This window comes from Serratia sp. JKS296, assembly GCF_900215445.1.
GTDB classification, from domain to species: domain Bacteria; phylum Pseudomonadota; class Gammaproteobacteria; order Enterobacterales; family Enterobacteriaceae; genus Serratia; species Serratia marcescens.
Window position 1 is genome coordinate 2,384,443 of sequence record NZ_OCMX01000001.1, and the last position, 26,987, is coordinate 2,411,429.

Sequence of the window (26,987 nt, forward strand, 5' to 3'; positions counted from 1 at the left end):
TTACATCCTTGGTTCGTTATTATCCAGCCAGCGGGCGAACACCTGCCGCGCGCGCTGTTCCAGCTGCGCGCCGTGGCGCGCCGCCTGTTCGCGCAGGCTCTGGGGCGCGATGTCGGCCAGTTCCAGCTCGCAGGCATGGCCAATCAGCCAGCGTTCGATATCGCGGTGATCCGCCTCCAGATGGAACTGCAGGCCGAGCGCGAACCCCTGATAGTCGAAAGCCTGATGCGGGCAAATCGCCGTGCCGGCCAGGCAGCGGGCGCCGTCCGGGATCATGAACATATCGCCGTGCCAATGCAGCACCGGCGTATCGGCCAGCGGGGCCAGCACCGAGTCGTCTTGTGCCGCGAGCGTGGTCAGCGGGGCGAAGCCGATCTCTTTGACGCCGAGCGAGATCACGTCGGCGCCCAGCGCTTGGGCGATCACCTGCGCGCCGAGACACACCCCGAGGGTCGGTCGCCGCTGCGCCAGGCGCTGTTTGACCAACGCCAATTCATGGTCGAGAAAATCGTAGCGCTGCTCACCGGAAAAGTGCTGGGCGGCGCTGATCGGCCCGCCGAGCACCACCAACAGATCGGTCTCTTCATTATTGATAGCACGAATATCATCGCGGCCGGCATCGTAATAATCGATCTGATAGCCACGCAGCGAGAGCAGGGAACCGAGGATACCCAGGTTTTCAAAATTGACGTGTCGAATGGCGACGGCTTTTTTCATTGTTTAACCTCGCTAGCGTGGGTGAACGGCGTCAGCGCCAGCGACTCGCCCAGCACCGTGATGCCTTGCGCGCCGCTCTGGTAGACGATGCGGCGTTCGCTGACCTGGCTGAGCTGCACCTGATAACCCTGCGCGGCCGGGAACAGCGCGCACGCCTGTTCCAGCTGATCGGCTGCCCAGGGGGTGAACATCTGCAGGCGGGCAAAGGCTTTTCCTGCATACTGAATGTCGAGCACGTAATGTTTATCCATGGAACCCCTTACTTTTGGCCGCGGAAACGGGTAATCTTATTTGAACTAGTACAAAAGGATTTATGTATGACTTCATTGTATGCAAAAGGCGGCGGCGCTGTCCAGATTGCCGAGCAGATCGCCGCACGCATCAAAGACGGCGCGCTGCGGCCGGGCGAGCTGTTGCCGCCGGTACGCCAACTGGCGGCGGAGCTGGAGGTCAATCCGAATACCGTCGCCAGCGCTTACGCCCGATTGCGCGATGCCGGTCTGGTGGCGACGCGCGGGCGGGCGGGAACGGTGGTGCTGGAGCCGCCGCTGGCGGCGGTGAGTGCGGCCTATACGCCGCGTCAGGTGCCGGCGGGGATGTGCGATCTGGCCAGCGGCAATCTGGATGCCGCATTGTTGCCGGCGTTGGCGCTTGGCGCGGCGGAGGCGTTCCCGCAGCAAAATGGTTATGACATCAGCGGCGATCTGCCGGTATTGACCGGTCTGGGGCGCGAGTGGCTCGGCCGCCAGGGCGTCGTGCTGGGGGAGCCGGCGGTGTTCTCCGGCGCGCTGGATGCGATGGAAAAGGCGCTGCGCTGCCATGTGCAGCCGGGCGCGGCGGTGTGGGTGGAAGATCCCTGCTGGCCGCCGCTATTGACGCTGTTGCGCCACCTGCGTCTGCGGCCGCTGTCGCTGGCGGTAGATGAACAGGGTTGTCGGTTGCCGGAAAGCGGGGCGGCCGGCGCGGTGATCCTGACGCCGCGCGCCCACAATCCGACCGGCGTCTCGCTCTCTGCGCAACGCGCGCAGCAGTGGCGGCGTTTTCTGCGCGACAATCCGCAGTGTCTGGCGATCGTCGACGATTTCTGGGGGCCGTTGTCGCAGCAGCCGCTGCATCTGCCGTTCGACGGCGATCGCGGCCTGTATGTGCTGTCGCTGAGCAAGTTTCTCAGCCCGGATCTGCGCATCGCGCTGGCCTGCGGTGACCCGACGTTGCTGCAGGCGATGCGCGCCGATCAGTACATCAGCGAACGCTGGGTCAGCCATATCTTGCAGCAGATCGCCGCCAGGCTGTGGAGACAGGCCTTGCAGGAAGGGCAACTGCAGCGGGCGCAACAGGCATATCAGGCCAGAAGGGATGAACTGGTGCAGCGGCTCAATGCATTGAATCACACGGCGCTGGCGGTGGGTGAAGGGCTGCATCTGTGGTTGCCGGTGCGGTCGGAAACCGCCGCCGCGCAGCTGATGGCGCAGCGGGGGTGGTTGGTGCAGGGCGGTGAACCTTTCCGCCTGAAGGGCGGCCCGGCGCTCCGCGTCAGCCTGGCTAACGTCACGCCGGCGCAGTTGGCGCCACTGGCGCAGGATCTGACCGACGCCATGCGGGCCGGGGCGGCGATCAACTAGGCCGGCGTCAAACTCTCCTCCGCCAGTAACTGCAGCGAAGCTAACCGGGCGGCCGGTTCGGCGATCGGCGTGTCGATGATGAACTCGTCCACGCCGTACTGCTGCTGCAGCTGCGCCAGTTGCTGATGCACCTGCGGCGCGGTGCCGAGCAGAACATGGCTTTCTCGCGGCTCGATGCGGTAGTCGGTGGCGCCGGCCTGTTGCACGAAACTCTCGGCCTGGGCCAGGCTGCCGACGGTCACGCTCTGCTCACCGGCGACGTGCACGCGGTATTGCTGAATATCCGCCGCCAGCGTCGCGGCCTGTTCCGGGCTCTGCGCCACGATCGCCGCCACCGCCAGCAGCCCCTTGCGGCCGCCGCTGTGTGCGGTGTAGTGCTCCAGCGCTTCTCTAATGTCTTGCGGATTGCCGTTCAGATGCGCGGCGAACACGAAGGCCCAGCCGGATTCAGCCGCCAGCGTCGCGCTCTCTTTACTGGCGCCGAGCAAAAAGCGCTGGGCGGCGTGCGGCGGCAACGGCGTGGCGCTCAGGCCCGGTTCGGCGTCGTCGTTCAGGTAAGCGGTCAACTGCGACAGCTGCTGCGGGAAGGCCGGTTTGTTTTGCCGGTCATGGGCGGCCTGCAGCGCCTGGGTGGCGAGCGGCAGCCCGCCGGGCGCTTTGCCCACCCCGAGATCGACGCGCCCCGGCGCCAGCGCCGCCAGCAGGTTGAAGTTTTCGGCCACCTTGTAGGCGCTGTAGTGCTGCAGCATCACGCCGCCGGAGCCGATGCGAATGCGCGACGTTTGGCCGAGCAGATAACCGATCAACACCTCCGGCGACGGGCAGGCGAGCTGCGGCGTATTGTGGTGTTCCGCTAACCAGAAACGCCGATATCCCCAGCGTTCCGCCTGTTGCGCCAGATGCAGCGTGCGCGCCAGCGCCTGCGCGGCGCTTTCCCCTTCGGCGATCGGACTCTTTTCCAATATGCTCAAGGCATAAGCCATTTTCCCGCTCCTTTCCTCATCAGATATGCCAGACAAATACCATGTGGGCGGCGTGCGCCTTAATACTGATTGGCGATAGGATATTCCATTGATCCAAAACGGATTTGTATATGCGCAGAACGGTAAAGCGCCGCGGTGTTACCCCTCGAGCCAGGCCTTCAGACGAATGGCGTCACGGTAGTGGCCGTAACGCGGCTGTGCGCCGAGCAGGATCATCACCACCGGCTGCCCCTTGATGGTGGTGCGCATCACCAGGCAGTGACCGGCCTCGTCGGTAAAGCCGGTTTTCTGCAGCTGGATCTTCCAGGCGGGGTTGTTGATCAGGCCGTTGGAGCTGCGGTAGACCAACTGGCCGCGGCCGGGGCGCACGATCTGCTGCTTGTCGGTGCTGAAGCGGCGAATTGACTGATAGCGATAGGCGTGATTGACCATCTTAAGCAGATCGTTGGCGGTCGCCACGTTGCGCGGCGTCAGCCCGGTCGGATCGTAGAAACGGGCGCGTTTCATGCCGATGGCGCGCGCTTTCTGATTCATTTTCGCCACGAAGGCCTTGCGTCCGCCGGGATAATTGCGGCTCAGCGCGGCGGCGGCGCGGTTCTCCGAAGACATCAGGGCGATGTGCAGCATGTCGCGGCGGCTGAGCACCGAGCCGATGGTCAGGCGCGAATGGGTTTTCTTCAGCAGATCGCGATCGGCGGCGGTGACTTTGAGCTTGCTGGCCATCGGACGTTTGCTGTCCAGGGCGACCATGGCGGTCATCAGCTTGGTGAGCGAGGCGATCGGCAGCACGCGGTTCGGCTGCTTCTGATAGAGGGTCTTTCCGGTGCGTTGATTGACGACCAGCACCGATTTTGCATTCAGCACCAGCGGCGGCGCAGCCGCATGTGCGGGCGCCAAAACGAACAGCAGGCTGAACAGGAGGGCGGCGCCGAAGCGCCGGACAGGCAGACGGAGAAAAGCGTGAGATAAAAGCATAACGGCGGCAATAGTGACCCTAAGTGATTAAAAAACATCAAAAGAGTCTGCCCGGCAAATGTGAAGGAAATAGGGCGATAATCGCTCAAACTGTTACAACAATCCCTTTTGTCGCAGGGTGAAGCGGGTGGCCTCGTTCAAATCGTAGTCCGCGAGACGCTCGCGCGGCACCCAGGCGTAGTCGTCGAACTCGTCGTTGATCGTCACGTCGCGGTTGGCGGCATGGCAGTCGAAAATCAGGTAAATCATGTAGATTTGCTCCTGGCTGCCGTCGGCGTAAGTTTTGATGCGCACGTCATCGCGGAAGGTCCAGGGCGTGATGTTGTCGAGGATCAGCGCGGCGCCCAACTCTTCGCGCACTTCGCGCCGCAGCGCCTGTTCTATTTGTTCACCCGGCTCGACGCCGCCGCCGGACAGCGCCCACTGGCCGGGAAACACGCCCTTGTGCGCCGCCATTTTGCACAGCAGGAAGGCGTTATCGTTTTCAATCAGCGGGCAGACAATGATGCGTTGGCGCATGGAAGACTCCTGTCAAAATGGAAAGCAGCCACTTTAACATGGGGTTTGGCCCCTTAGCGTGAGAGAAATCAAAGCGTTGCATTTGCGCAGATCTGCGGCAACCGCCTCTCTGCGCTACGGTCAGTAGATTTCCGGCACCACCATGTTGTCCGGCACCGGGTTACGGTGGTACTCCGGGCTGCGTTTGCGCTGCGGCAGCGTGATGACGTTGCCTTCGGCTTCCTCATAAGGCACCTGTTGCAGCAGGTGGGTGATGCAGTTCAAGCGGGCCTTTTTCTTGTCGACGCCCTGAACCACCCACCAGGGCGCCTCGGCAATGTTAGTGCGCGCTAACATGATTTCTTTGGCCTCGGTGTAGTCTTCCCAGCGGCGGCGGCTTTCCAGATCCATCGGGCTGAGCTTCCACTGCTTGAGCGGATCGTGAATGCGGCTGAGGAAACGCAGCTCCTGCTCCTCATCGGTGATCGAAAACCAGTATTTGACGATTTGGATGCCGCTGCGCGTCAGCATTTTTTCGAATTCCGGCACGCTGCGGAAAAACTCCTCGTACTCTTCGTCGTTGCAAAAGCCCATCACGCGTTCCACGCCGGCGCGGTTATACCAGCTGCGGTCGAACAGCACCATTTCGCCGGCGGCGGGCAGATGCGCGATATAGCGCTGAAAATACCACTGGGTGCGTTCGCGGTCGTTCGGCGCCGGCAGCGCCGCCACGCGACAGGTGCGCGGGTTGAGACGCTGGGTGATGCGTTTGATCACGCCGCCCTTGCCGGCGGCGTCGCGGCCTTCGAAGAGGATCACCAGCCGGTGGCCGGTGCGCATCACCCAATCCTGCAGCTTCACCAGTTCGCCCTGCAGGCGCAGCAGTTCGCGGAAGTATTGTTTGCGCCAGGCTTTCTTCGCGTCGCTGTCGACTTCTGCCGCGTCGAAGCGCAGGTCGTCCAGCTCCATTTCCAGCTCTTCATCGTAGCTGTCGTAAAATTCTTGCAGCAGGCGCTGGTTGAAACCGTCATCGCGGTTGAATTCATGCATGGTCATCAGATTTTCTCCGTGTCAGCCCGGTGTTAGAAATGGTTGAAGATCCAGTACAGCACCGCCGACAGCAGTACCGAGGCCGGCAGCGTCAGCACCCAGGCCATCAGCAGATTGCGCAGGGTGGCCATCTGCAGGCCGGAGCGGTTGGCGGCCATGGTGCCGGCGATGCCGGACGAAAGTACGTGCGTGGTCGAAACCGGCAAACCGAAGGCGTCGGCCGCGCCGATGGTGGTCATCGCCACCAGTTCGGCGCTGGCGCCCTGGGCGTAGGTCAGGTGCGATTTACCGATCTTTTCGCCCACCGTCACCACGATGCGGCGCCAGCCAACCATGGTGCCGAGCCCCAGCGCAATCGCCACCACGACTTTCACCCAAAAGGGAATGAAGCGGGTGGCGTTGTCGAGTTCGCCTTTCAACGCGTCGAGGTTGCGCTGCGCATCGGGATTGATCTGCAACTGACGCTCTGCCTTCAGGTGCTTGATGGTCTCGGACGCCAGGTACATGTCATTGCGGGTGTTCGACACCGCTTGCGCCGGGATCTTGTCGACCGAGCCGTACTGACGGATTTGATCGCCGATCGCGCCGGCCAGCTGCGCCAGCGCCGGCACCACCTCCGGCGTCAGTTCGCTGGTGCGCACATAGCCGGTCAGCACCTCGCGCGGCGGCGTTTGGCCGCCGGCCGGGAACTGGCGCAGCAGCTCGTTTTTGGTCACTTCCGCCAGCGCCGCCACCCGGGGGATCTGCTCCGGCGGCATCGAACGGTTCAGGGCGTAGGCGATCGGCATGGTGCCCACCAGGATCAGCATGATAAGGCCCATGCCTTTCTGCCCGTCGTTGGAGCCGTGGGCAAAGGAAACGCCGGTGCAGGTGAGGATCAGCAATCCGCGGATCCACAGCGGCGGCGGGCTATTGTCCTTAGGCGCGCTGTACAGCTGGCGGTTCTTGACGAACAGCTTCAGCGCCAGCAGCAGCAGGCCGGCGAACACGAAGCCGATCACCGGCGACAGCAGCAGCGCGTAGCCCACCTTGATCGCCTGGCCCCAGTCCACGCCGCTGGTGCCGGTGCGGCCGTGGATCAGAGCGTTGGCCACGCCGACGCCGATAATCGAGCCGATCAGCGTATGCGACGACGAGGCGGGCAGCCCGAGCCACCAGGTGCCGAGGTTCCAGATGATGGCGGAGAACAGCAGGGCGTACACCATGGCGAAACCGTTGCCGGTGCCGGCCTGCAGGATCAGCTCAACCGGCAGCAGCGAAATGATGCCGAAGGCCACCACGCCGCTGGAGAGCAATACGCCGAGAAAGTTGAAGAAACCGGACCACACCACGGCGACCATCGGCGACAGCGAGTGGGTGTAAATCACCGTCGCGACCGCATTGGCGGTGTCGTGGAAGCCGTTGACGAATTCAAAGCCCAGCGCGATCAGCAGCGCCAGCCCCAATAATAAAAACGGAATGTAACTGGTATAGACGGCGCCGGCGTCGCTGACGTCGTTAAATAAGTTCACTCCGGCGAACGCGATCCCCAGAATTAATAAGAACACAAAAAAAAGAACAGTGAGTCGACTGTTCTTTTGATGCAGCTTGGGCAGGCTGGATGCGGCCGGCACACCCGTTTGAACGGCGCTGTTATCGCTCATAATGACCTTCCTGAGAGGATTGAATGCGGTAGCTGTCGCCTGAAAAGTATTCTGAATGAATGTGGCCTTTTTATGACGAAAATATTAATCATCGGGAACGGCGAAAATCATTAACGCCGATAAATAAAGATTGTTATAACAGCGGGGACGGTCTTGGGTTAACGGCAACAGGCAGGATAAGGCGTTATGGTGCAACGGTTAGCGGAAAAGATGCACAAGCTTGATTTCGATGATGAAGTGACCGGGCTGATCTACGGCCATGTGTTTCGTTCCGGTGAGCCACCGGCGCGCCTGAACTCGCAACAGGTCTGCCAGGCTTACCAGGCTTTGCCGTCCGGCGACGGCTTTGTCTGGCTGCACCTCAATCTCAACCACGCGGCGGCGGAGAAGTGGCTGAAAAACCATTTCGCCATTTCCGATTTTTTCTTCCATGAAATTCGGCATGGTTCCCACACGACCCGCATCGAGCGCCAGGGCGACGATCTGTTCGCGGTGCTCAACGACGTGATTTTCCACCCTGAGGACAGCAACCCGGAAACGGCGACGCTGTGGCTCTATTGCTGCCGTGGGCTGGTGGTCACCGTGCGTCACAAACCGGTGCGATTGATTGAACGGCTGCTTGGCCGCCTGACGGCGTTGGAGCTGGCGTCGTCTACCGAGCTGCTGGCGCACCTGCTGGAAGAGCAGGAGGACGTGCTGGAACAGGTGGTGCGGCAGGCTAACCAGTATGTTGATGCCATCGAGGATCGCCTGCTGACCCGCCGCGTCAAACGCAACCGCGCCGAGCTGGGGCGCATGCGCCGCATGTTATTGCGCTTTCAGCGCCTGTTGGCGCCGGAACCGGCCGCGCTGTTTCGGCTGTTGAACCGGCCGCCGGCCTGGCTGAGCCGCGAGGTGGTGCAAGATCTGCGGCAGTTTACCGAAGAGTTCACCGTGGTGTTGAACGATCTCGCCAGCCTGACCGAACGCATCCGGCTATTGCAGGAAGAGCTGGGCGCCAAGCTGATGGAGCAGAATAACCGTACGCTCTACACCCTGACGGTGATCACCGTGCTGGCGTTGCCGATCAACATCGTCGCCGGTTTCTTCGGCATGAACGTCGGGGGGATACCGCTGGCCAGCAATCACCACGGTTTTATCCTGCTGGTGTTGCTGGTCGGCAGTTTTACGCTGATCGCCGGTTATCTGGCGTTCAGGCGCCGGGACGAGTCGTAATTACAGGCGGGCGCGGTACTCTTCTTCCAGCCGGGCATGGGTGCTCCAGAACGGCTGCGGCGCCCGATCGTGCAGACGATCCAGCAGGATATCCAGATGGGTGTGCCAGCCGCCGGCGACGCTGAGCATCTCGTCGCGGTTGGCCAAGCGCCGGTGGGTGACCGTCAGCAGCACCGCGTTTCCCTGTTCCGTCAGCTCGAAGGTCACTTCGGAAGGGCGCCCCTGATCCTGTTCGGCCCAGGTAAAGCTCAGCAGGCGCGGCGGGAACAGGCAGGTGATGTGGCCGCGGTTGCTGACGCAGCCGCCGTGCTGTTTGTACTTGGCCGGCGGTTGCTCGTGCTCGCCCGCCAGATCGGAGTTGCGAAACTCCAGCTCCAGCGGCGCGCCGTGTTCCAACTTCATGGCGCCAGCCGCCAGCCAGGTGGCGCGCTTGTCGGATTCGGTCAGGTAAGCCCACACCCGCTCGATGGGGCCGGGCAGCAGCCGCTGGATGCGCAGCGTGCCGGGTTCGATAATCATGCCGTAATCATTCATGGTTCACTCCTTGGGAGGAAGCTGTTCGGGCTGCAGCAGCGCCTGTTCGAGCGCATCCAGCCGTTCAGTCCAGAAATGTTCATAGGTTTGCAGCCAGTGCATGGCCTGCGCCATAGGCTCGGGTTCGAGCCGGCAGATATGGTTTCTTCCTTGCACGGTGCGTTGCACCAGGCCCGCATGTTCCAGTGCTTTCACGTGCTTGGAGGCGCCGGCGAACGACATCTGCAACGGCGCGGCCAGTTCGCCAATGCTGCGCTCACCGCCGGCCAGCGCGCGTAACATCGAACGGCGGGTCGGGTCGGCCAGCGCATGAAAAATGGCGTCCAGCTGTGAGGAAGATAATTCAACCATATGGTTGAATATAGAACAGGCGGGCTAATATTCAACCGTTTTGTTGAATATTTTTTTGCCCCGGCGAGAAACCGGGGCGACGATCAGGCGCCGGCGTGCGCCAGCAGCGCGTTCAGCAATACGTCAGCGCCGGCGGCGGCCCAGGCGGGGGTGATATCTTCCCGCTCGTTGTGGCTGATGCCGTCCACGCAGGGAATGAAAATCATGGCGGTCGGGGCGACGCGGTTAAGGTAACAGGCATCGTGGCCGGCGCCGGAAATCATGTCGCGATGGCGATAGCCCAACGCTTGCGCGGCTTGACGTACGCTGTCGATGCAGCCCCGATCAAAAGCGATCGGGGGATACTGGAAGATGCGCTCGGCGCGAGCGGTCAGGCCGCCGCCGTTGACGGCGTTCACCGCCGCCAGCAGGCGCTGCTCCATCTGCTCCAGAATTGACTCCTCTGGATGGCGGAATTCGACGCTGAAAAAGACGCGCCCCGGCACCACGTTGCGTGAATTGGGGGTAATTTGCGCCATGCCCACCGTGGCGCGCGCGTCGGGCGCGAAATCCCAACCGATGCGGTTGACCGCCGTGACCAGCGCCGCAAAGCCCAGCAGGGCGTCGCGGCGGCGGTCCATCGGCGTGGTGCCGGCATGGGCACTGAAGCCGACGACCTCCAGTTCATACCAGCGCTGCCCTTGTGCGGCGGTCACCACGCCGATGTCGAGATGCTCCGCTTCCAGAATCGGCCCCTGTTCGATGTGCAACTCGAAGGCGGCATGGATCGGCGTGCCGCCCACCGGATACTCACCGGCGTAGTCGATGCGCTCCAGCGCCTCGCCGAGGCTGACGCCGTGCTCGTCGCGGCGCGTCAGACCGTATTCCAGGTCGAATACCCCGGCGAACACGCCGGAGGCGATCATCGCCGGCGCAAAGCGTGCGCCTTCTTCGTTGGTCCAGTTGATCACTTCAATCGCGCGTTCGGTGACGATCTGCCGATCGTTAAGGCTGCGAATAACCTCCAATCCGGCCAGCACGCCGTAGATGCCGTCGAAACGGCCGCCGCGGGGTTGCGAGTCGCCGTGAGAACCGGTGACAACCGGCGCCAGCTCGGGCCGCGCGCCTTCACGGCGCAGGAACATGTTGCCCATCCGATCGACGCGCACGCTGCAACCGGCCTCCAGCGCCCACAGACGCAGCTGGTCGCGCGCCTGACGATCCTCTTCGCTGAGCGCCAGGCGGGTGACGCCGTTGTCAGCGATGGCGCCGAACTGCGCCATCGCCTGCAGGCTTTGCCACAGGCGCTCGCCGTTGACCCGATGCGTCATGGCTTTTCTCCCGGCGTTTTGGCGGCGTAACGGAAATCGCAGCAGGGAGCGCCGGACATGATGGTCTGGGTGCGCTGCAGTTCAACGTCAGGCGCATAGCCGACGATAAACTGGCTGTCGCGAGCGCAGGAGAGCAGGTGGCCGATGTCTCCCAGCCCCATCTCATGATACATCTCGGCGTAGCGGCAGCGGGTGACGTTATAGTCGAAGTGCTGTTCGTCCTGATTGATCACCTCGACGCGCAACGCATCGTCTTTTTCCCACAGGTACTGCAAGGCGGCGAAGCTGCGCAGATCCGCGCCGTTCGGTTCCTGAGCGGCGAACTGTTTGCCCGCCGCGATGGCGGCATTCTCGATGGCTTCGCCGATCACTGCCTGAGCGCGCGTCTTGCCGATTTCACGCACCAGAATCTGGTAGATCGGTTTGATGATTTCCGCCTCGATCTTTCTGCGGGCCAGAATGCCCAATTCGTTATTTGCACAGCTCATCGCCTTGCTCCTCTTGATTTATTGTGGTTTGGCGCCGCCCAACACGGTTTGCGGCTGCCATTTGCCGTCGACTACCCGGTACAGGGTGAAGCTCGGCTGTTGCAGGTTGCCCTGCGCATCGAAGGCAATGGCGCCGGTCACGCCCTGATAATGTATGGCGCGCAGTTTCGGCAGATAATCGGCCGGGTTGGCCGAGCCGGCCTGTTCGATGGCGGCGATCAGCACCCGGGTGGCGTCGTAGGCGAAGGGCGCATGCAGTTCGATGTGAGTGTGGTAACGATCGCGGTAGGCTTGCTCAAACGCCTTGCCGCCCGGCATCTGTTCCAGCGGCAGCCCCGGCTCCAACGCGACGACGCCTTCGCCTTCTTGCTGCGCCAGCGTCAGGAAGGTTTGGCTGACAAAGCCGCCGGCGCCCATCAGCTGCGCGTTCATGCCCAGCTGCTTCAGTTTGCGCGCCAGCGGCGCCGCCTGGGAATCTACGCCGCCGAAGAAGATCAGATCGGCGTTTTTGCTGCGCACGGTGGTCAGTACGGCGCTGAAATCGACGGTCTTGTCATCCACATACTCGCGGGCGACCGGCTGCACGCCCTGGGCCTGCAGCGATTTGATGAACTCGTCCGCCAGCCCCTGGCCGAAAGCGGTGCGATCGTCGATCACCGCGATGCGCTGGGCTTTCAGCGTTTTCACCGCATATTGCCCGGCATAGTTGCCGCCGTCGTCGTCGTGGCCCATCACGCGAAAGCTGGTGTCAAAACCCTGTTGCGTATAGCCGTGACCGGTGGCGACCGGCGCCACCTGGGCGATGCCGGCGTCGTGATAGATGCGCGCCGCCGGGATGCTGGTGCCGGTGTTCCAGTGGCCGACCACGCCGGCGACGCCTTCGTCGACCAAACGTTGCGCCACGGCCACGGCGGTGCGCGGGTCGGACTGGTCGTCCTCGGACACCAGTTTGAAGGTGACCGGTTTGCCGTTCAGCGTCGGTTTCTGCGCGTTAGCGTCGGCGATCGCCAGTTGCGCGCCGTTTTCGAGATCTTTGCCGATGCGCGCGGAAGGGCCGGTCAGCGGCCCGGCCAGGCCGATCAGCACGGTGTCGGCCGCCAGCGCCGGGAGGCTAAGAATCATTGTCATGGTGGCCAGCGCCAACGGTTTGATGCGAATGCTCTGTTGCATGTCATACTCCTGGTGCGGTTAAAAGAAACAACGGTTATTCACCCAAATAGATCTGTTTGATTTTTTCATCGTCCAGCATCTCGGCGGAACGGCCGCTGTGGCTCAGGCTGCCGCTGTCCAACACGTAGGCGCGATCGGTGGACTCCAGCGCCAGGCGCGCGTTCTGCTCGACCAATAGCAGCGTGACGCCGTCACGGGCTAACTGCTTGATGACCGTGAAAATGGCTTCCACCACAATCGGCGCCAGCCCCATCGAGGGTTCGTCCAATATCAGCAGCCGCGGGCGGCTGAGCAGCGCGCGGCCCATCGCCACCATCTGCTGTTCACCGCCCGAAAGCAGCCCGGCCGGTTGGTGCAGGCGCTCGCTCAGCCGCGGGAAGGTGGCGCACACCCGTTCGAAATCTTGCCGCACCGCCGATTTGTCACGCCGCGCATAGGCGCCGAGCTGCAGGTTTTCCCGCACCGTCAAACGGGTGAAAATGCCGCGTCCCTCCGGCACCATCACCAGCCCCCGTTGCAGCAACCGGTGCGGCGGCGCGCCGCGAATCGAGCAACCGTCGAACAGGATGTCGCCTTCGAACGGCTGCAGGCCGGTCAGCGCTCGCAGGCTGGAGGTCTTGCCCGCGCCATTGGCGCCGATCAGCGTCACCTGTTCGCCGGCGTTCACCGTGAAATCGATGCCTTTGACCGCATGAATGCCGCCGTAAGACACTTTGAGACGTTTAACGCTCAGCAGGGCTTCAGACATGCGCGCCTCCTCCCAGATAGGCCTGAATGACCGCCGGTTCGCGCCGCACCTGCGCCGGTTCGCCTTCGGCGATCGCTTTGCCGTAGTCCAGCACCGTCAGGCGATCGCACAGGCCCATCACCAGCTTGACGTCGTGTTCGATCAGCAGCAGCGTTTTGCCGCTGTCGCGGATGCGCAGCAGCAGCTCGCGCAGCGCTACTTTTTCACCGGCGTTCATGCCGGCCGCCGGCTCGTCCAGCGCCAGCAACCGGGGTTCGGTCGCCAGCGCGCGGGCAATCTCCAGGCGGCGTTGGTGGCCATAGGCGAGATCGCCGGCGCGGTAATGGGCGAATTGGCTGATGCCGACGTACTCCAGCAGCGCATGGGATTTATCGCGCACCGCCTGTTCCTCTGCCTTGGCGCGCCGGTGGCGAGCGATCGCCGCCCACAGGCCGTTGCGGGTGCGCACGTGGCAGCCGACCATCACATTTTCCAGCACGCTCATTTCGTTGAACAACCGCAGGTTCTGGAAGGTGCGGGCAATGCCGGCCTGCGCCACTTTGTCGATCGCCTGGGGTTTATAGCGCTGGCCCAACAGGCGGAACTCGCCTTCATCGGCGCGATACAGGCCGGTGATCAGGTTGAAGCAGGTGGTTTTGCCGGCGCCGTTCGGCCCGATCAGGCCGTAGATTTCCCCCTGGCGGATGCTCATGCTGACGTCATCCACCGCCGTCAGGCCGCCGAAACGTTTGCTGACGTGATTTAAAGCAAGCAGCGGCGTCATGCGGCGGTCCCCCCAGCATGGCGAGCCGGCCACAGGCCCGCCGGGCGATACAGCATCACCAGGATCAGCGCCAGGCCGTAAAACAGTTGGCGGATGATTTCCGGATCGATCAGCACCTGGCCGAACAGCGCCTGCTGCAGCGGCCCCATGCTGCTGCGCAGCAGCTCCGGCAGGGCGGCCAGCAGCAGCGCGCCCAGGATCACGCCGGGGATGTGCCCCATGCCGCCGAGCACCACCATCGCCAGTACGGCGATCGATTCCTGCAGGGTGAACGATTCCGGCGACACGAAGCCCTGAAACGCGGCGAACAACGCGCCGGCCACGCCGCCGAAGGTGGCGCCGATGGCGAAGGCCAGCAGCTTGAAGTTGCGGGTGTTGATGCCCATCGCCCGCGCGGCGTCCTCATCTTCACGGATCGCTGTCCACGCACGGCCGATGCGCGAGTTTTGCAGCCGCAGGCTGATGAACAGGATCGCCAGCAGCAGCGCGGCGAACAGATAGTAATAGAGGTACAGGCCGGAAAAACGCACGCCGAACCACTCGTGCATGCCGGAAAACTTCAGGCCGAACAGGCTGACCGGGTCAATGCCGGAAATGCCTTTGGGGCCGTTGGTGAGATTGACCGGGCGATCCAGATTGCGCATCAGAATGCGCACGATTTCGCCGAATCCCAACGTGACGATCGCCAGATAGTCGCCGCGCAGCCGCAGCGTCGGCGCGCCGAGCAGGATGCCGCATACCGCCGCCAGCAGCGCCGCCAGCGGGATCAGCCACAGCATCGGCAGATGCAGCCCGTCGGGGAACCACTGCAGCAGCAGCGGGAACTGCTGCGTCAGATGCGGTGACGACAGCAGCGCGGCGAGATAGGCGCCGACCGCGTAAAAGGCGATAAAGCCCATGTCCAGCAACCCGGTCATGCCCACCACGATGTTCAGCCCGAGCGCCAACATCAGATACAGCAGGGCGAAGTCGACGACCCGCACCCAGTAGTTGCCGCCGGCGGCACCCGCCACCCAGGGCGCCAGCAGCAGGGCGAGAATGAACAGCGTCAGCCCCAGCCCGGCACGACGCGGCGTGGCCAGAGGAACGGGGGAAGTCAAAACGGTCATCGTGATGTCCTTATGCGCGCGTGGCGATGCGTTCGCCCAACAGCCCGGAGGGGCGGAAGACCAGCACGGCGATCAGCACCAGAAACGCGAACACGTCCTGGTAGTTGCTGCCGAATACGCCGCCGGTCAGCTCGCCGAGATAGCCGGTGCCCAGCGATTCGAACAGACCCAGCAGCAAACCGCCAAGCATCGCGCCGCGCAGGTTGCCGATGCCGCCGAGCACGGCGGCGGTAAACGCCTTGATGCCCGGCAGAAAGCCCATCGAGAAACCGGCGTTGCCGTAGTTGCTGGCCATCATGATGCCGGCCACCGCCGCCAACGCGCCGCCGAGCGCGAAGGTCAGAACGATGATGCGGTCAGGACTGATGCCCATCAGGCCGGCGACCTGCGGGTTTTCCGCCGTGGCGCGCATGGCGCGGCCGAAACGGCTGTGTTCGACCAGCAGCCAGAGGCCGGCCATCACCGCCACGGCCACCGCCAGCGTGACGATCGCCGTGCCGGTGATCACCGCCGGCGCATGTTCGGCGCTGCCTGCGGTCAGGGCGATGGGTGCCATCGGCAACAGCTGCGGAAACATCAGGGGATTGCGTGACCAGATCAGCATCGCCAGGGTTTGCAGCAGCAGTGACACGCCGATGCCGCTGATCAGCGGGGCCAGGCGCGGCGCATTACGCAGCCGGCGATAGGCCAGGCGCTCGATCGCCATCGAGGTGATGGCGCAGATAGCCATGGCGAACAGGGCCGCCAGCAGCAGCGTGGCGTAGGGCGGTAACGCGGGAAAGTGGTGCTGCAACACCCCGATCGCCGACAGCGCGCTCAGCGCCCCGACCATCAGCACGTCGCCGTGCGCGAAGTTGATGATGCGCAGGATGCCGTACACCATGGTGTAGCCGAGCGCGATCAGCGCATAAATGCTGCCGAGCATCAAACCGTTGACGGTTTGCTGTACCAGCGTATCCATAAGGAGAGTCCGGAGATAATGAGTCAGAGGCTCACAGTAGAGAATTTAAAAAAATTGTAAAATACGGAAAAATACTTTCTTATATAAAAAACGAGTGTTTTTAATGCATTGATTTTTATGTATATTAAATCCATTCCTTCAGTGTCCATTTCCCAAAAACAGTCAATATATGAAAAAAACAGAACAGTATGATGAGCCGTTGCCGATGCTGCCGAACGATCCGCCGCTGCGCGCCGTACGGGCGTTCGAGGCCATCGCGCGCCTGGGGGGGATCAGCGCGGCGGCTAACGAGCTGATGATTTCGCCTTCGGCGGTCAGTCATCAACTCAAAACGCTGGAGGCATTTTTGCAGATGCCGTTGACCGAACGGCAGGGGCGTAACCTGGTGTTGCGCAGCGAGGGGCGGGAGTACTACCGTTCGATTCGCTCGGCGTTCAACGTGCTGCGCCAGGCGACCGAACACGTGCGTGAACAATCCGCGTCACGGCAGGTGACCATCAGTCTGATCCCGCTGTTCGGCATGGGGTGGTTCATTCCGCGGCTGCGCGGCTTTCTGCGTGAAAATCCGGATATCGACATCAATGTGGTCTACGCCAACCACCGCAATTACCTGAGCGACGCCGCCGACCTGTCGATCCGCTTCGGGGTCGGGCAGTGGACCGGCTATCGCAGCGAGAAGCTGATGTCCGGCAAAATGGTGCCGGTGTGCAGCCGGGCATTCAGTAAACTGCACGGTCTGCTCGATACGCCGGATCAACTGGCGACGCTGCCGCTGCTGCACGACGAGGAACGCAATACCTGGATGCAATGGTTTCAGCAGGCCGGCGTCAAGCGCCCGCCGCGCAGTATCGGCCCGATGTTCGAGGATGGATTGTTGACGTTGGCGGCGGTACAGGCGGGATTAGGGTGCGCGTTGATGCGTGAACCGTTAATCGCCCAGTACCTTGAGAGCGGTGAGTTGATCAAAATGTTCGATCTGCCGATCGATGACGGCCGCGATTATTACCTGTGCGCTCGGCTGGATAGTGAGCTGTCGCAGGAGGGCGAAAATCTGCGGCAGTGGCTGCGCCGTGAGGCGGCGGCTCAGAACGCCGGGGCATAATCTACAACCAACGCGTCTTTCAGCAGGGGACGGCTTTGCAGTAGAGTGCCGGTTCCTCTGTAGCGATAAGGTATGACGATGCTGTTCGATTTAAACCAGCAGGCGGCCGAACTGCCCGAGGCTTGGCGTTCCTCCGTGCTGGGCCGCGTCGGTGCGGCCAACATCAAAGTGCTGCGTATGGATGCGCGCAGCATTGCGGATGAAGTGCATGATTACAGCGAAGGGTTGCTGGTGATCAGCGGCCACCTGCGGCTGCAGGTGGCCGGGGAAGAGGTGGTGGTGCGGGCCGGCCAGCTGTATCAGGCCGCGGCCGGCGTACCGCACCGCGTATTGCCGGGCAGCGAAGGCACGCTGGTGATTGTCGATCTGCCGGAAGATTAAGCGTCGCCCAGTACCGTCAGCGCCACCTTTACCGCATCCAATAGTCGCGTTTCAGTGACGCCGTCACGCGCCTGAATCGACAGCCCGTGCAGGAAGACGGCGAAGTAGTCCCCCAGGTTGTCAGCGTCGGTGTCGGCGGGCAATTCGCCGGTTTGCACCGCCTGCCGCAGCCGTTCGACGATCTGCTGCGTACGCTGCAACCGATGCTCTGCCAGCCAGGTTTTGAGCCCATCGTTTTCCGCACTGACGCTGGCGGCGGCGGAGACCACCATGCAGCCCTGCGGCAGATCCGGCCGACTGTAGAGGCGCACGGCATCTTCCAGCATACGTTGGATCGCCGGGCGAATGCCGCTTTCCTGTGCGAAGGCGCGATCGGCGAAGCCGCCTTCCTCGGCTTCGTAACTGGCGATCGCCTCGCGGAACAGCTGCTCTTTGGAGCCGAACGCCTTGTAGATGCGCGCGGAAGCAATGCCCAATTCCGCCACCAGATCCGACATCGAGGTGCCTTCGTAACCTTGCCGCCAGAATAAGTTTCGCGCCTTCAAGAGCGCCTGTTCGCGATCGAACTCGCGCGGTCTGCCTGCCATTCGCTGCTCCAATTTACCTGTCATTCAGCGACATAGGATCGCTTAAATCGACGGGAATACCAATGTCTTTATAAATTTCGCTTGCGGTCAATTCGCTTTGCTCCTATTGTTTGTCAATCGACAACCAATAGGAGTTTACGATGAAAACCCTCAAAGGTCCAAGCTTGCATCTCGCGCAGTTCAGCGATGAGACAGCGCCGTTCAACAGCCTGCCGGCCATCGCCGAGTGGGCGGCGCAAACCGGGTTTACCGCCTTGCAGATCCCGGCCTGGGATCGGCGTTTATTCGACGTGGCCACCGCCGCGGAAAGCCAAACCTACTGTGACGATCTGACCGGCATGTTGGCGGAGCAGGGGTTGGTAGTCAGCGAATTGACCAGCCATATCTTCGGCCAGCTGATGGCGGTACACCCGGCTTACGATGCGCTGTTTGACAGTTTCGCGCCCCCGGCGCTGCAGGGCAATCCGCAGGCGCGCGGCGAGTGGGCGCGGCAGCAAATGTTGTTGGTGGTGAAAGCGTCGGCGCGGCTCGGGCTCAGCGAGCTGGGCACCTTTTCCGGTTCGCTGGCCTGGCCCTATCTGTTCCCGTTCCCACAGCGTCCGGAAGGATTGATCGATACCGCGTTCTACGAACTCGCCAAACGCTGGCTGCCGGTGCTCGACGCCTGCGAGGAGCAGGGCATCAACCTGTGTTATGAAATTCACCCGAGTGAGGATCTGCACGACGGCGTGACGTTCGAAATGTTTCTTGAGCGCGTGGGCAACCACCCGCGTTGCCGGGTGCTGTTCGATCCGAGCCATATGGTACTGCAGCAGCTTAACTATCTGGAATTTATCGATATCTATAAGGATGTTATCGGCATGTTCCACGTCAAGGACGCCGAGTTCAATCCGACCGGTCGCCAGGACATTTACGGCGGCTATCAATCCTGGGTCGATCGTGCCGGCCGTTTCCGCTCGTTGGGCGACGGCCAGGTCGATTTCAGCGGCATCTTTTCGCGCCTGACGCAGTACGGCTATTCGGGCTGGGCGACGCTGGAGTGGGAATGTTGCCTGAAAAATCCGCAGGATGGCGCGCGCGAAGGCGCGGCCTTCATTCGCGATCGCATTATCCGCGTCACCGACAAAGTGTTCGACGACTTCGCCGGCGCGCCGGTCAACCCACAACAGATCAATGCCTTGCTTGGCATTCGCTGAGCCTTAACCTTTCAGGGAGTCACCCCATGCAATATCGACAGAACGAGATCCCGTTGGCGGATCTCGCGGCGGAACACGTCTATCTCCAGGTCAACGGCCGGCGCATTCACTGCGTGGTGGCCGGTGAAGGGCGGCCGGTGCTGCTGATCCCCGGCTGGCCGCAAACCTGGTACACCTGGCGCCATGTGATGCAAGCGCTGTCGGCGGCCGGTTTTCAGGCGATCGCCGTCGACCCGCCGGGCATCGGCGATTCTGACAAGCCCGTCGGCGGTTACGATACCGGCAGCATCGGCGCGGCGCTGCACGCGATGATGTTGCAGCTGGGCCATGAACGTTACCAACTGGTCGGCCACGACATCGGCATGTGGGTCGGTTACGCCATGGCGAGCGACTTCCCGCAGGCGGTGGAACGTCTGGTGCTGACGGAGGCGGTGATCCCCGGTCTGGCGCCGCCGCCCCCGATTTTCGTCGCGCCGGAGGAGAATATCTTCCTGTGGCATTTCATGTTCAACCAGCTGGCGGATTTGCCGGAGGCCCTGACCCAGGGGCGCGAGCGGGAGTATCTTGGCTATATCTTCAACCGCTGGTCCTATCGGCGCGATCGGGTAGCGGCGCAGGTGTATATCGCCGCCTATTCGGCGCCGGGCGGCCTGCGCGCCGGATTCGACTATTACCGAGCGATCCCGGAAACCGTTCGCCAGAACCGGCTGCGCGCCGCTACGCCCTTGACGATGCCGGTGTTGACGGTGGGAGCGGAGCACGCCACCGGCGATGCGCCGCTGACCACGCTTCGGGGCAATGCGCACGATCTGCGAGGCGAAACGGTCGCCGGCTGCGGGCATTTCATCACCGAGGAGTGTCATGAGGAATTTATTGCGCTGATTACGCCATTCCTGGCGGGAGAGCAGCGTGCCGCTTGATGAACGCATCGCCGCCTTTTTGACGGCGTCGGCCGCCGTGCCACCGCCCGCTTCGCTGGCGGCAATGCGCGCGGCCACGGAAACCGGTTTACGCCAGCTGCAGGGCGAGGCGGAACCGAGCGGCGGCGTCAGGGACTATACGGTGGTCGCCGCCGATGGACACCGGATGGCGCTGCGCGCCTATCTACCGGCGGGGGAAAATGGCACGACCGCGCAGCCGGCGATGCTGTTCGCCCACGGCGGCGGCTGGTGCCTCGGCTCACTGGCGTTGTACGATCGGCCTTGTCAGGCGTTGGCTAACGCCACCGGCCGGGTGATCCTGTCGGTTGACTATCGGCTGGCGCCGGAATACCCGTTTCCACAGCCGCTGGAAGATGTCTATCAGGCGCTCTGCTGGGTGGCACAACGGGCGCCGCAGTTGGGGATTGACGCGAAACGCCTGGCAGTGGGCGGTGATAGCGCCGGGGGCAATCTGGTGGCGGCGGTCGCACTGTTGGCGCGGGATCGCGGCGGCCCGTACATTGAACGTCAACTGCTGTTGTACCCGGCGCTCAGCCGCGAAATGGCGACGAAGAGCTATCGCGAGTTTGCCGAGGGGCACTTTCTGACGCGCGACGCGATGGTGTTTTGTTGGCAGCAGTATCTGGGCCAGCGGCGCGATCCCGGCGCGGAACCGTTGCATGCCGCCACGCTGCGCGGATTGCCGCCGGCCGCCATCCTGAGCTGCGAATACGATCCGCTGCGCGATGAGGCCGAACAGTATGCACAGCGGCTGCGTGAGGCGGGGGTGACCGTGCGCTGCGAACGGTTGCCGGGCATGGTGCATGCCTGCATTCACATGCTGGGGCTGACCCCGGCGGCGCGGCGGCTGTTCGAACTGGCTCGCGAGTAAAAAAAAGCCCCGCATTGCGGGGCTTCTGGCTATTCATCCGCCGGGCGATTATCGGCCGGCGACGGTGACAAAGCGCGTTTCCAGGTAGGACTCGATCGCTTCGCTGCCGCCTTCGGTGCCGTGACCGGAGTCTTTCACGCCGCCAAACGGCGTTTCCGGCAGGCCGAAACCGATGTGGTTGATGCTCAGCATGCCGCTCTCCACATCGCGCCCCAGCGCATTGACGGTGGCGATGTTGCGGCTGTAGGCGTAGGCGGCCAGGCCGTACGGCAGGCGGTTGGCTTCGGCGATCGCCTCGTCATAAGTGGCGAACGGGCGCAGCAGGGCGACCGGGCCAAACGGCTCTTCCGACATGGCGCGTGCGCTCAGCGGCACATCACGCAGCACAGTCGGTTCGAAGAAGTTGCCTTTGCCCGCCACGCGTTTGCCGCCCGTGCTGGCCTTCGCCCCGTGGGCGATAGCGTCCTGCACCAGCGCCTCGATATTGTCGACGCTGCGGCTCAGCACCATCGGCCCCATCGTCACGCCGTCTTCCAGCCCGTTGCCGAGCTTGAGCTCACGCACGGCGGCGGTAAATTTCTCCACGAAGGCCTCGTAAACGCCTTGCTGGATCAGGAAGCGGGTCGGGGCGATACAGACCTGGCCGGCGTTGCGGAACTTGGATTGCGCCAGCTCTTTGGCCGCCGCGTCGAGATCGGCGTCGTCGAAGATCAGCACCGGCGCGTGGCCGCCCAGCTCCATGGTGGCCTTTTTCATATGCTGGCCGGCCAGCGCCGCCAGATGCTTGCCCACGCGGGTGGAGCCGGTGAAGGAGATCTTGCGAATGGTCGGATGCGGGATCAGGTATTCCGAGATTTCCGCCGGGGTGCCGTACACCAGCGCGATCACCCCGGCTGGGATACCGGCGTCGGCGAAGGCTTTGATCAGCTCTGCCGGTGAGGACGGCGTTTCTTCCGGGCCTTTGACGATGATGGAGCAGCCCGCCGCCAGCGCGGCGGACAGCTTGCGCACGATCTGGTTAATCGGGAAGTTCCACGGCGTGAAGGCGGCTACCGGGCCGACCGGCAGTTTCAGGGTTTGCTGCTGCACGTCGCGAGCGCGGGACGGAATAATCTGCCCGTAGGTACGGGTGGCTTCGCCGGCGAACCAGTCGATAACGTCGGCGGCGTTGAGAATCTCGATTTTGGCCTGCGCCACCGGCTTACCCTGTTCCTGCGTCATGATGGCGGCGATGGCGTCGGCGCGTTCGCGCAGCAGCGCAGCGGCTTTGCGCATCAGGTTGGCGCGCTGGTGCGCGGCGGTGTCGCGCCAGACGTTAAACCCGCGCTCGGTGGCGGCCAACGCCAGATCGAGATCCTCTGTGGCGGCGTGCGCCACCTGACCGATTACCTCGTCGCTGGCGGGGTTGGTGACAGGCAGGGTTTTCCCGGCCAGCGCATTGCGCCATTGTCCATCGATATACAGTTGAGTATCCGGATACATTGTTGCCTCTTGTTTGCGGAGTGGTCAGGGGCCGCTGAGTTTCGCGATGCGGCGCGCCTGAATGGGACAGGGATCTTAACCCTACGCCGAATGGCGGCGATCGTCCAGGCGAGGGGCACGAAAGGACCAGAGCGGCTACTCAATCGGCGATGTTTTGGCTATGCTGAGCAGATTGTCAGCACGGATGAGGAGGTCGGGTGCAAGGGGTACCACAACAGTTTCCGTTCGAAAAGGATTGCGCGCAGTTCCGGCATTTGTCGCATCTGCCCGGCGTCGAACTCTATCAGGCGCATATCGAACGCTATGCCTTCGAGCCGCATACCCATGACGCCTTCGCCATCGGCACCGTGGATGCCGGGGCGGAGCGTTTTCGCTATCGCGGGGCGCAGCACCTGGCGGCGCCGGGCGCGCTGGTGCTGATGAATCCTGATGAGCTGCATACCGGCGAAGCCGAAACGCCGGGCGGTTGGTGTTACCGCATGCTCTATCTGGCGCCCGAGGCGCTGGAGCAGCTGTCCGGCGATCGGAGCCAGTGGTTTACCGAGGCGGTGCGCCACGATCCGCGGGCGGCGCAGCGCCTGTCCGCCATTCTCGCCACGCTGTGGCAAACCGACGATCCGCTCACGCTCGATGGCCTGCTGCTGGAGGCCGTCGAGCTGTTGCACCCGCACATCCGCACCGGGCAGCGGGAAAAAGCCGAGGCGGCGCACCGTTTCGAGGTGGTGAAAAGCTATCTGCGCGATAACTTCGCCGAGGCCGTGACCCTTAACCAACTGGCCGAGCTGGTGTCGCTCAGCCCGTACCATTTCCTGCGCAAGTTCAAGGCCGAATACCACGTCTCGCCGCAGCAGATGCTGATGGCGATCCGGCTGTCGCAGGCCAAACGCATGCTGGAGCGCGGCATGCCCGCCGCACAGGTGGCGGCGGCGGCGGGGTTGACCGATCAGGCGCACCTGACGCGCGCCTTCGCCAATCGTTACGGTGTCACGCCAGTGCGTTTCCAGAAACAGGTGAAATTGGGCTAAAACAGCAACCTGCTACAATAATTCCTCCCCGCGTTTTCGCTACTCTGCCGCTGTCTTGTCGGGCGGGTTGGCCGCGCCGGCCGTTTGTCGGAGTCGTTATGTTCATTGGCGTTGTGTTTGCCCTGGCCGCCGGGCTGATGTGGGGACTGATTTTCGTCGGCCCGCTGCTGGTGCCGGACTATCCCGCCGCGCTGCAGTCCAACGGGCGCTATCTGGCCTTTGGGCTGATTACCTTGCCGCTGGCGTGGTTTGATCGTCGCCGTCTGCGCAAGCTGCGGCGTCAGGATTGGCTGGAAGCACTCAAGCTGACGGCCATCGGCAATCTGCTGTACTACCTGTGCCTGGCCAGCGCCATTCAGCGCACTGGCGCACCGGTGTCGACCATGATCATCGGCACCTTGCCGGTGGTGATCGCCATTTGCGCCAATCTGTTTTACGGCCGGCATGACGGGCGCCTGGCCTGGGGCCAGCTGGCGCCGGCGTTGCTGCTGATCGTCTGCGGGTTAGCGTGCGTGAACGTCGCCGAGCTGCGCGGCAATGCGGTGCCGATCGACGGCTGGCGCTATCTCAGCGGTCTTGGGCTGGCCGTGTTGGCGGTGGCGTGCTGGACCTGGTTCCCGCTGCGCAATTCACGCTGGCTGCGGGAGAATCCGACGCAGCGGCCGGCCACCTGGGCCACGGCACAAGGGCTGGTGACGCTGCCGCTGGCGCTGCTGGGCTATCTGGCGGTCTGCGGCCAATTGGCGCTGAGCGAACCGGCGTTCGCCTTGCCGTTCGGCCCGCGCCCTGAGGTGTTTATCCCGCTGATGCTGGTTATTGGCGTGTTCTGCTCCTGGCTGGGGGCGCTGTGCTGGAACGAAGCCAGCCAGCGGCTGCCGACGGTGTTGGTGGGGCCGCTCATCGTGTTCGAAATTCTGGCGGGGTTGGCCTATACCTTTCTGCTGCGCCAGGCCTGGCCGCCGCTGCTGACGCTGGCCGGCATCGTTTGCCTGATCGTCGGCGTGGTGTACGCCATGCGCATCAAGCCGCAGCCGGTGGTGGTGGCGCTGGAAGACAAACCGAGATGACGCCCGCCGTGGCGGCGGGCGTGAGGGTTAACGCTTGCTGTGGTGAATGATCTCTTCGGCCACGTTGCGCGGCGCTTCGGCGTAGTGACTGAATTCCATGGTGTAGGTGGCGCGGCCCTGCGACATCGAACGCAGGGTGGTCGAGTAACCGAACATCTCGGACAGCGGCACCTTGGCGCGAATCTCCTTGCCGCCGCCGCCCGGGATCTCTTCCATGCCCTGCACCAGACCGCGGCGTGAGGAGAGGTCGCCCATCACGTTGCCGGCGTAATCCTCCGGCGTTTCCACTTCCACCGACATGATCGGCTCAAGGATCACCGGATCCGCCAGACGGCAGGCGTCCTTGAAGCCGAAGATCGCCGCCATGCGGAACGCCTGTTCCGACGAGTCGACGTCATGGTAAGAACCGAAGGTCAGGTGCACTTTGACGTCCACCACCTGATAACCGGCCAGCACGCCGTTGTTCAGCGCCTCGGCCACGCCTTTTTTCACCGCCGGAATAAACTCGCCGGGAATGACGCCGCCCTTGATTTCATCGAAGAACTCGAAGCCTTTGCCGGGTTCGTTCGGCTCGACGGTCAGCACCACGTGGCCGTATTGCCCTTTACCGCCGGACTGGCGCACGAACTTGCCTTCCACGTCGGCCACCCGTTTGCGGATGGTTTCGCGGTACGACACCTGCGGCTTGCCGGTGGTGGTCTCCACCCCGAACTCGCGGCGCATGCGATCGACGATGATCTCCAGATGCAGCTCGCCCATGCCGTAGATGATGGTTTGGCCGGATTCTTCATCGGTGCGCACGCGGAACGACGGATCTTCCGAAGAGAGGCGCTGCAGCGCGATGCCCATTTTCTCCTGGTCGCCCTTGGTTTTCGGCTCGATCGCCTGGGCGATCACCGGTTCGGGGAAGGTCATGCGCTCCAGCGTAATGATGGCGCCAGGGTCGCACAGCGTATCGCCGGTGGTGACGTCCTTCAGGCCGACGCAGGCGGCGATGTCGCCGGCGTGCAGCTCGTCGATGTCCTTACGATCGTTGGCATGCATTTGCACGATGCGGCCGATGCGTTCCTTTTTGCCCTTGATCGGGTTGTAAACGCTGCTGCCTTTGGCCAGCACCCCGGAGTAGACGCGCACGAAGGTGAGTTGGCCGACGAACGGATCGGTCATCAGCTTGAACGCCAGCGCCGAGAATTTTTCATTATCGTCGGCTTTGCGGGTGATGATTTCATCGTGTTCGCCGTGGCCTTCCATCGGCGGCACGTCGAGCGGCGAGGGCATCAGCTCGATCACCGCGTCCAGCATGCGCTGCACCCCCTTGTTGCGGAACGCCGACCCGCACAGCATCGGCTGAATTTCGCCGGCGACGGTGCGCACCCGCAGCCCGTGAACGATCTCCTCTTCGCTCAGCGGCACCTGGTTAAGGTATTTCTCCATCAGTTCTTCCGAGGCTTCGGCGGCGGCCTCAATCATATTTTCACGCCACTCCTGCGCCGAGTCGCGCAGCTCTGCCGGGATCTCTTCGAAGCTGAAGTTCATGCCCTGCGAGGCTTCGTCCCACAGAATGGCTTTCATCCGCACCAGATCCACCACGCCGCTGAAGTGGTCTTCGGCGCCGATAGGAATAACGATCGGCACCGGATTGGCTTTGAGGCGCTCGATCATCATTTTGCGTACGCGGAAAAAGTCCGCGCCGATGCGGTCCATCTTGTTGACGAACGCCAGCCGCGGCACCTTGTACTTGTTGGCCTGCCGCCAGACGGTTTCCGACTGCGGCTGCACGCCGCCCACCGAGTCATAGACCATCACGGCGCCGTCCAGCACGCGCATCGAGCGCTCCACTTCAATGGTGAAATCGACGTGCCCGGGGGTGTCGATGATATTGATGCGGTGCTGCGGATAATTATGCTGCATGCCGTTCCAGAAGCAGGTGGTGGCCGCCGAGGTGATGGTGATGCCGCGTTCCTGTTCCTGCGCCATCCAGTCCATGGTCGCCGCGCCGTCATGCACTTCACCCAGCTTGTGGCTGACCCCGGTGTAAAACAGAATCCGCTCGGTGGTGGTGGTCTTGCCGGCATCGATATGCGCGGAGATGCCGATATTGCGGTAACGTTCGATAGGGGTGGTGCGAGCCATAATCAACCTTTCTTAGCCGCGTGAAGGAGAGCGGCTTAAACAGCATGGATAATGGTGATAATCCT

28 protein-coding genes are annotated in these 26,987 nt (G+C 62.9%); 9 read left to right on the top strand and 19 right to left on the bottom strand.

Annotation, left to right across the window (positions count from 1 at the left end):
* Both CRO23_RS11335 and CRO23_RS11340 read right to left on the bottom strand, forming a co-directional pair.
* A complete protein-coding gene (locus CRO23_RS11335; protein ID WP_016927607.1) occupies positions 1 to 717 on the bottom strand; it encodes a glutamine amidotransferase in 717 nt (238 codons plus the stop codon).
* Positions 714 to 968 (bottom strand): hypothetical protein, encoded by a 255-nt coding sequence (locus CRO23_RS11340; RefSeq protein WP_016927608.1) that lies wholly within the window; start codon positions 966 to 968, stop codon positions 714 to 716. The genes CRO23_RS11335 and CRO23_RS11340 overlap by 4 nt, the downstream gene beginning before the upstream one ends.
* A 66-nt stretch (positions 969 to 1,034) precedes the next feature.
* Here CRO23_RS11340 and CRO23_RS11345 point away from each other — a divergent pair, with 66 nt between their 5' ends.
* A complete protein-coding gene (locus CRO23_RS11345) occupies positions 1,035 to 2,339 on the top strand; it encodes an aminotransferase class I/II-fold pyridoxal phosphate-dependent enzyme (protein WP_079449763.1) in 1,305 nt (434 codons plus the stop codon).
* Here CRO23_RS11345 and CRO23_RS11350 read toward each other — a convergent pair.
* From CRO23_RS11350 to CRO23_RS11370, 5 genes are all read right to left on the bottom strand, one after another.
* On the bottom strand, positions 2,336 to 3,322 hold the full coding sequence (locus CRO23_RS11350; protein ID WP_016927610.1) for an LLM class flavin-dependent oxidoreductase: 987 nt from the start codon (positions 3,320 to 3,322) through the stop codon (positions 2,336 to 2,338). The genes CRO23_RS11345 and CRO23_RS11350 overlap by 4 nt on opposite strands.
* A gap of 138 nt (positions 3,323 to 3,460) precedes the next feature.
* Positions 3,461 to 4,297: a D-alanyl-D-alanine endopeptidase gene (gene pbpG, locus CRO23_RS11355; RefSeq protein ID WP_016927611.1), complete on the bottom strand. Its 837-nt coding sequence runs from the start codon at positions 4,295 to 4,297 to the stop codon at positions 3,461 to 3,463.
* Between the two features lie 93 nt (positions 4,298 to 4,390).
* Positions 4,391 to 4,816, bottom strand: a complete 426-nt coding sequence (gene nudI, locus CRO23_RS11360; RefSeq protein WP_046898268.1) for a nucleoside triphosphatase NudI — start codon at positions 4,814 to 4,816, stop codon at positions 4,391 to 4,393.
* 120 nt (positions 4,817 to 4,936) lie between these two features.
* The gene (ppk2, locus tag CRO23_RS11365) at positions 4,937 to 5,851 is read right to left on the bottom strand and encodes a polyphosphate kinase 2 (protein WP_016927613.1); all 915 of its coding nucleotides are present in this window, start codon (positions 5,849 to 5,851) and stop codon (positions 4,937 to 4,939) included.
* A gap of 26 nt (positions 5,852 to 5,877) precedes the next feature.
* A complete protein-coding gene (locus CRO23_RS11370) occupies positions 5,878 to 7,488 on the bottom strand; it encodes an inorganic phosphate transporter (protein WP_016927614.1) in 1,611 nt (536 codons plus the stop codon).
* 186 nt (positions 7,489 to 7,674) lie between these two features.
* On the opposite strand from CRO23_RS11370, the gene CRO23_RS11375 reads away from it, so the two are divergent.
* Complete coding sequence (locus CRO23_RS11375; RefSeq protein ID WP_016927615.1) at positions 7,675 to 8,703, top strand: transporter; 1,029 nt, start codon at positions 7,675 to 7,677, stop codon at positions 8,701 to 8,703.
* Here CRO23_RS11375 and CRO23_RS11380 read toward each other — a convergent pair whose 3' ends face one another.
* The 9 genes from CRO23_RS11380 to CRO23_RS11420 all read right to left on the bottom strand — a co-directional run bounded on the left by CRO23_RS11380 (position 8,704) and on the right by CRO23_RS11420 (position 16,137).
* Complete coding sequence (locus CRO23_RS11380; protein WP_097101958.1) at positions 8,704 to 9,237, bottom strand: SRPBCC family protein; 534 nt, start codon at positions 9,235 to 9,237, stop codon at positions 8,704 to 8,706.
* A gap of 3 nt (positions 9,238 to 9,240) precedes the next feature.
* Positions 9,241 to 9,588 carry an ArsR/SmtB family transcription factor gene (locus CRO23_RS11385; RefSeq protein WP_004938187.1) on the bottom strand — a complete coding sequence of 116 codons (348 nt, stop codon included), beginning with the start codon at positions 9,586 to 9,588 and terminating at the stop codon, positions 9,241 to 9,243.
* Positions 9,589 to 9,671: 83 nt separating this feature from the next.
* Positions 9,672 to 10,898 (bottom strand): Zn-dependent hydrolase, encoded by a 1,227-nt coding sequence (locus CRO23_RS11390; RefSeq protein WP_097101960.1) that lies wholly within the window; start codon positions 10,896 to 10,898, stop codon positions 9,672 to 9,674.
* Complete coding sequence (locus CRO23_RS11395; protein ID WP_016927618.1) at positions 10,895 to 11,386, bottom strand: L-2-amino-thiazoline-4-carboxylic acid hydrolase; 492 nt, start codon at positions 11,384 to 11,386, stop codon at positions 10,895 to 10,897. The genes CRO23_RS11390 and CRO23_RS11395 overlap by 4 nt, the downstream gene beginning before the upstream one ends.
* An 18-nt stretch (positions 11,387 to 11,404) precedes the next feature.
* A complete protein-coding gene (locus CRO23_RS11400) occupies positions 11,405 to 12,514 on the bottom strand; it encodes a branched-chain amino acid ABC transporter substrate-binding protein (protein WP_370531000.1) in 1,110 nt (369 codons plus the stop codon).
* Between the two features lie 76 nt (positions 12,515 to 12,590).
* Positions 12,591 to 13,304: an ABC transporter ATP-binding protein gene (locus tag CRO23_RS11405; RefSeq protein WP_016927620.1), complete on the bottom strand. Its 714-nt coding sequence runs from the start codon at positions 13,302 to 13,304 to the stop codon at positions 12,591 to 12,593.
* A complete protein-coding gene (locus tag CRO23_RS11410; protein ID WP_016927621.1) occupies positions 13,297 to 14,067 on the bottom strand; it encodes an ABC transporter ATP-binding protein in 771 nt (256 codons plus the stop codon). Before CRO23_RS11410 ends, CRO23_RS11405 begins: the two co-directional genes overlap by 8 nt.
* Positions 14,064 to 15,176, bottom strand: coding sequence for an ABC transporter permease subunit (locus CRO23_RS11415; RefSeq protein ID WP_097101963.1), 1,113 nt, complete (start codon positions 15,174 to 15,176; stop codon positions 14,064 to 14,066). Before CRO23_RS11415 ends, CRO23_RS11410 begins: the two co-directional genes overlap by 4 nt.
* Before the next feature lie 10 nt (positions 15,177 to 15,186).
* Entirely contained in the window at positions 15,187 to 16,137 is a 951-nt protein-coding gene (locus CRO23_RS11420) for a branched-chain amino acid ABC transporter permease (protein ID WP_049299340.1), read from the bottom strand.
* 169 nt (positions 16,138 to 16,306) lie between these two features.
* Here CRO23_RS11420 and CRO23_RS11425 point away from each other — a divergent pair, with 169 nt between their 5' ends.
* Positions 16,307 to 17,239: a LysR substrate-binding domain-containing protein gene (locus CRO23_RS11425; protein ID WP_033640207.1), complete on the top strand. Its 933-nt coding sequence runs from the start codon at positions 16,307 to 16,309 to the stop codon at positions 17,237 to 17,239.
* Positions 17,240 to 17,317: 78 nt separating this feature from the next.
* A complete protein-coding gene (locus CRO23_RS11430) occupies positions 17,318 to 17,620 on the top strand; it encodes a cupin domain-containing protein (protein ID WP_028127440.1) in 303 nt (100 codons plus the stop codon).
* On the opposite strand, the gene CRO23_RS11435 is transcribed toward CRO23_RS11430, so the two are convergent.
* Positions 17,617 to 18,207, bottom strand: coding sequence for a TetR/AcrR family transcriptional regulator (locus tag CRO23_RS11435; protein ID WP_097101965.1), 591 nt, complete (start codon positions 18,205 to 18,207; stop codon positions 17,617 to 17,619). The two genes, CRO23_RS11430 and CRO23_RS11435, sit on opposite strands and share 4 nt — an antisense overlap.
* A gap of 140 nt (positions 18,208 to 18,347) precedes the next feature.
* On the opposite strand from CRO23_RS11435, the gene CRO23_RS11440 reads away from it, so the two are divergent.
* The 3 genes from CRO23_RS11440 to CRO23_RS11450 are packed head-to-tail and all read left to right on the top strand — an operon-like array spanning position 18,348 to position 21,215.
* Positions 18,348 to 19,403, top strand: coding sequence for a sugar phosphate isomerase/epimerase family protein (locus tag CRO23_RS11440; RefSeq protein ID WP_097101967.1), 1,056 nt, complete (start codon positions 18,348 to 18,350; stop codon positions 19,401 to 19,403).
* 26 nt (positions 19,404 to 19,429) lie between these two features.
* Positions 19,430 to 20,323, top strand: a complete 894-nt coding sequence (locus CRO23_RS11445; RefSeq protein ID WP_016927628.1) for an alpha/beta fold hydrolase — start codon at positions 19,430 to 19,432, stop codon at positions 20,321 to 20,323.
* On the top strand, positions 20,313 to 21,215 hold the full coding sequence (locus tag CRO23_RS11450) for an alpha/beta hydrolase (protein ID WP_016927629.1): 903 nt from the start codon (positions 20,313 to 20,315) through the stop codon (positions 21,213 to 21,215). Before CRO23_RS11445 ends, CRO23_RS11450 begins: the two co-directional genes overlap by 11 nt.
* Before the next feature lie 48 nt (positions 21,216 to 21,263).
* Here the strand turns inward: CRO23_RS11450 and CRO23_RS11455 are convergent, their stop codons facing one another.
* The gene (locus CRO23_RS11455; protein WP_097101969.1) at positions 21,264 to 22,697 is read right to left on the bottom strand and encodes an NAD-dependent succinate-semialdehyde dehydrogenase; all 1,434 of its coding nucleotides are present in this window, start codon (positions 22,695 to 22,697) and stop codon (positions 21,264 to 21,266) included.
* Between the two features lie 197 nt (positions 22,698 to 22,894).
* On the opposite strand from CRO23_RS11455, the gene CRO23_RS11460 reads away from it, so the two are divergent.
* Both CRO23_RS11460 and CRO23_RS11465 read left to right on the top strand, forming a co-directional pair.
* A complete protein-coding gene (locus CRO23_RS11460) occupies positions 22,895 to 23,722 on the top strand; it encodes an AraC family transcriptional regulator (protein ID WP_016927631.1) in 828 nt (275 codons plus the stop codon).
* A gap of 98 nt (positions 23,723 to 23,820) precedes the next feature.
* Positions 23,821 to 24,789, top strand: coding sequence for a DMT family transporter (locus CRO23_RS11465; protein ID WP_097101971.1), 969 nt, complete (start codon positions 23,821 to 23,823; stop codon positions 24,787 to 24,789).
* Between the two features lie 27 nt (positions 24,790 to 24,816).
* Here CRO23_RS11465 and fusA read toward each other — a convergent pair whose 3' ends face one another.
* The gene (gene fusA / locus CRO23_RS11470; RefSeq protein ID WP_016927633.1) at positions 24,817 to 26,922 is read right to left on the bottom strand and encodes an elongation factor G; all 2,106 of its coding nucleotides are present in this window, start codon (positions 26,920 to 26,922) and stop codon (positions 24,817 to 24,819) included.
* Positions 26,923 to 26,987: the final 65 nt, after the last annotated feature.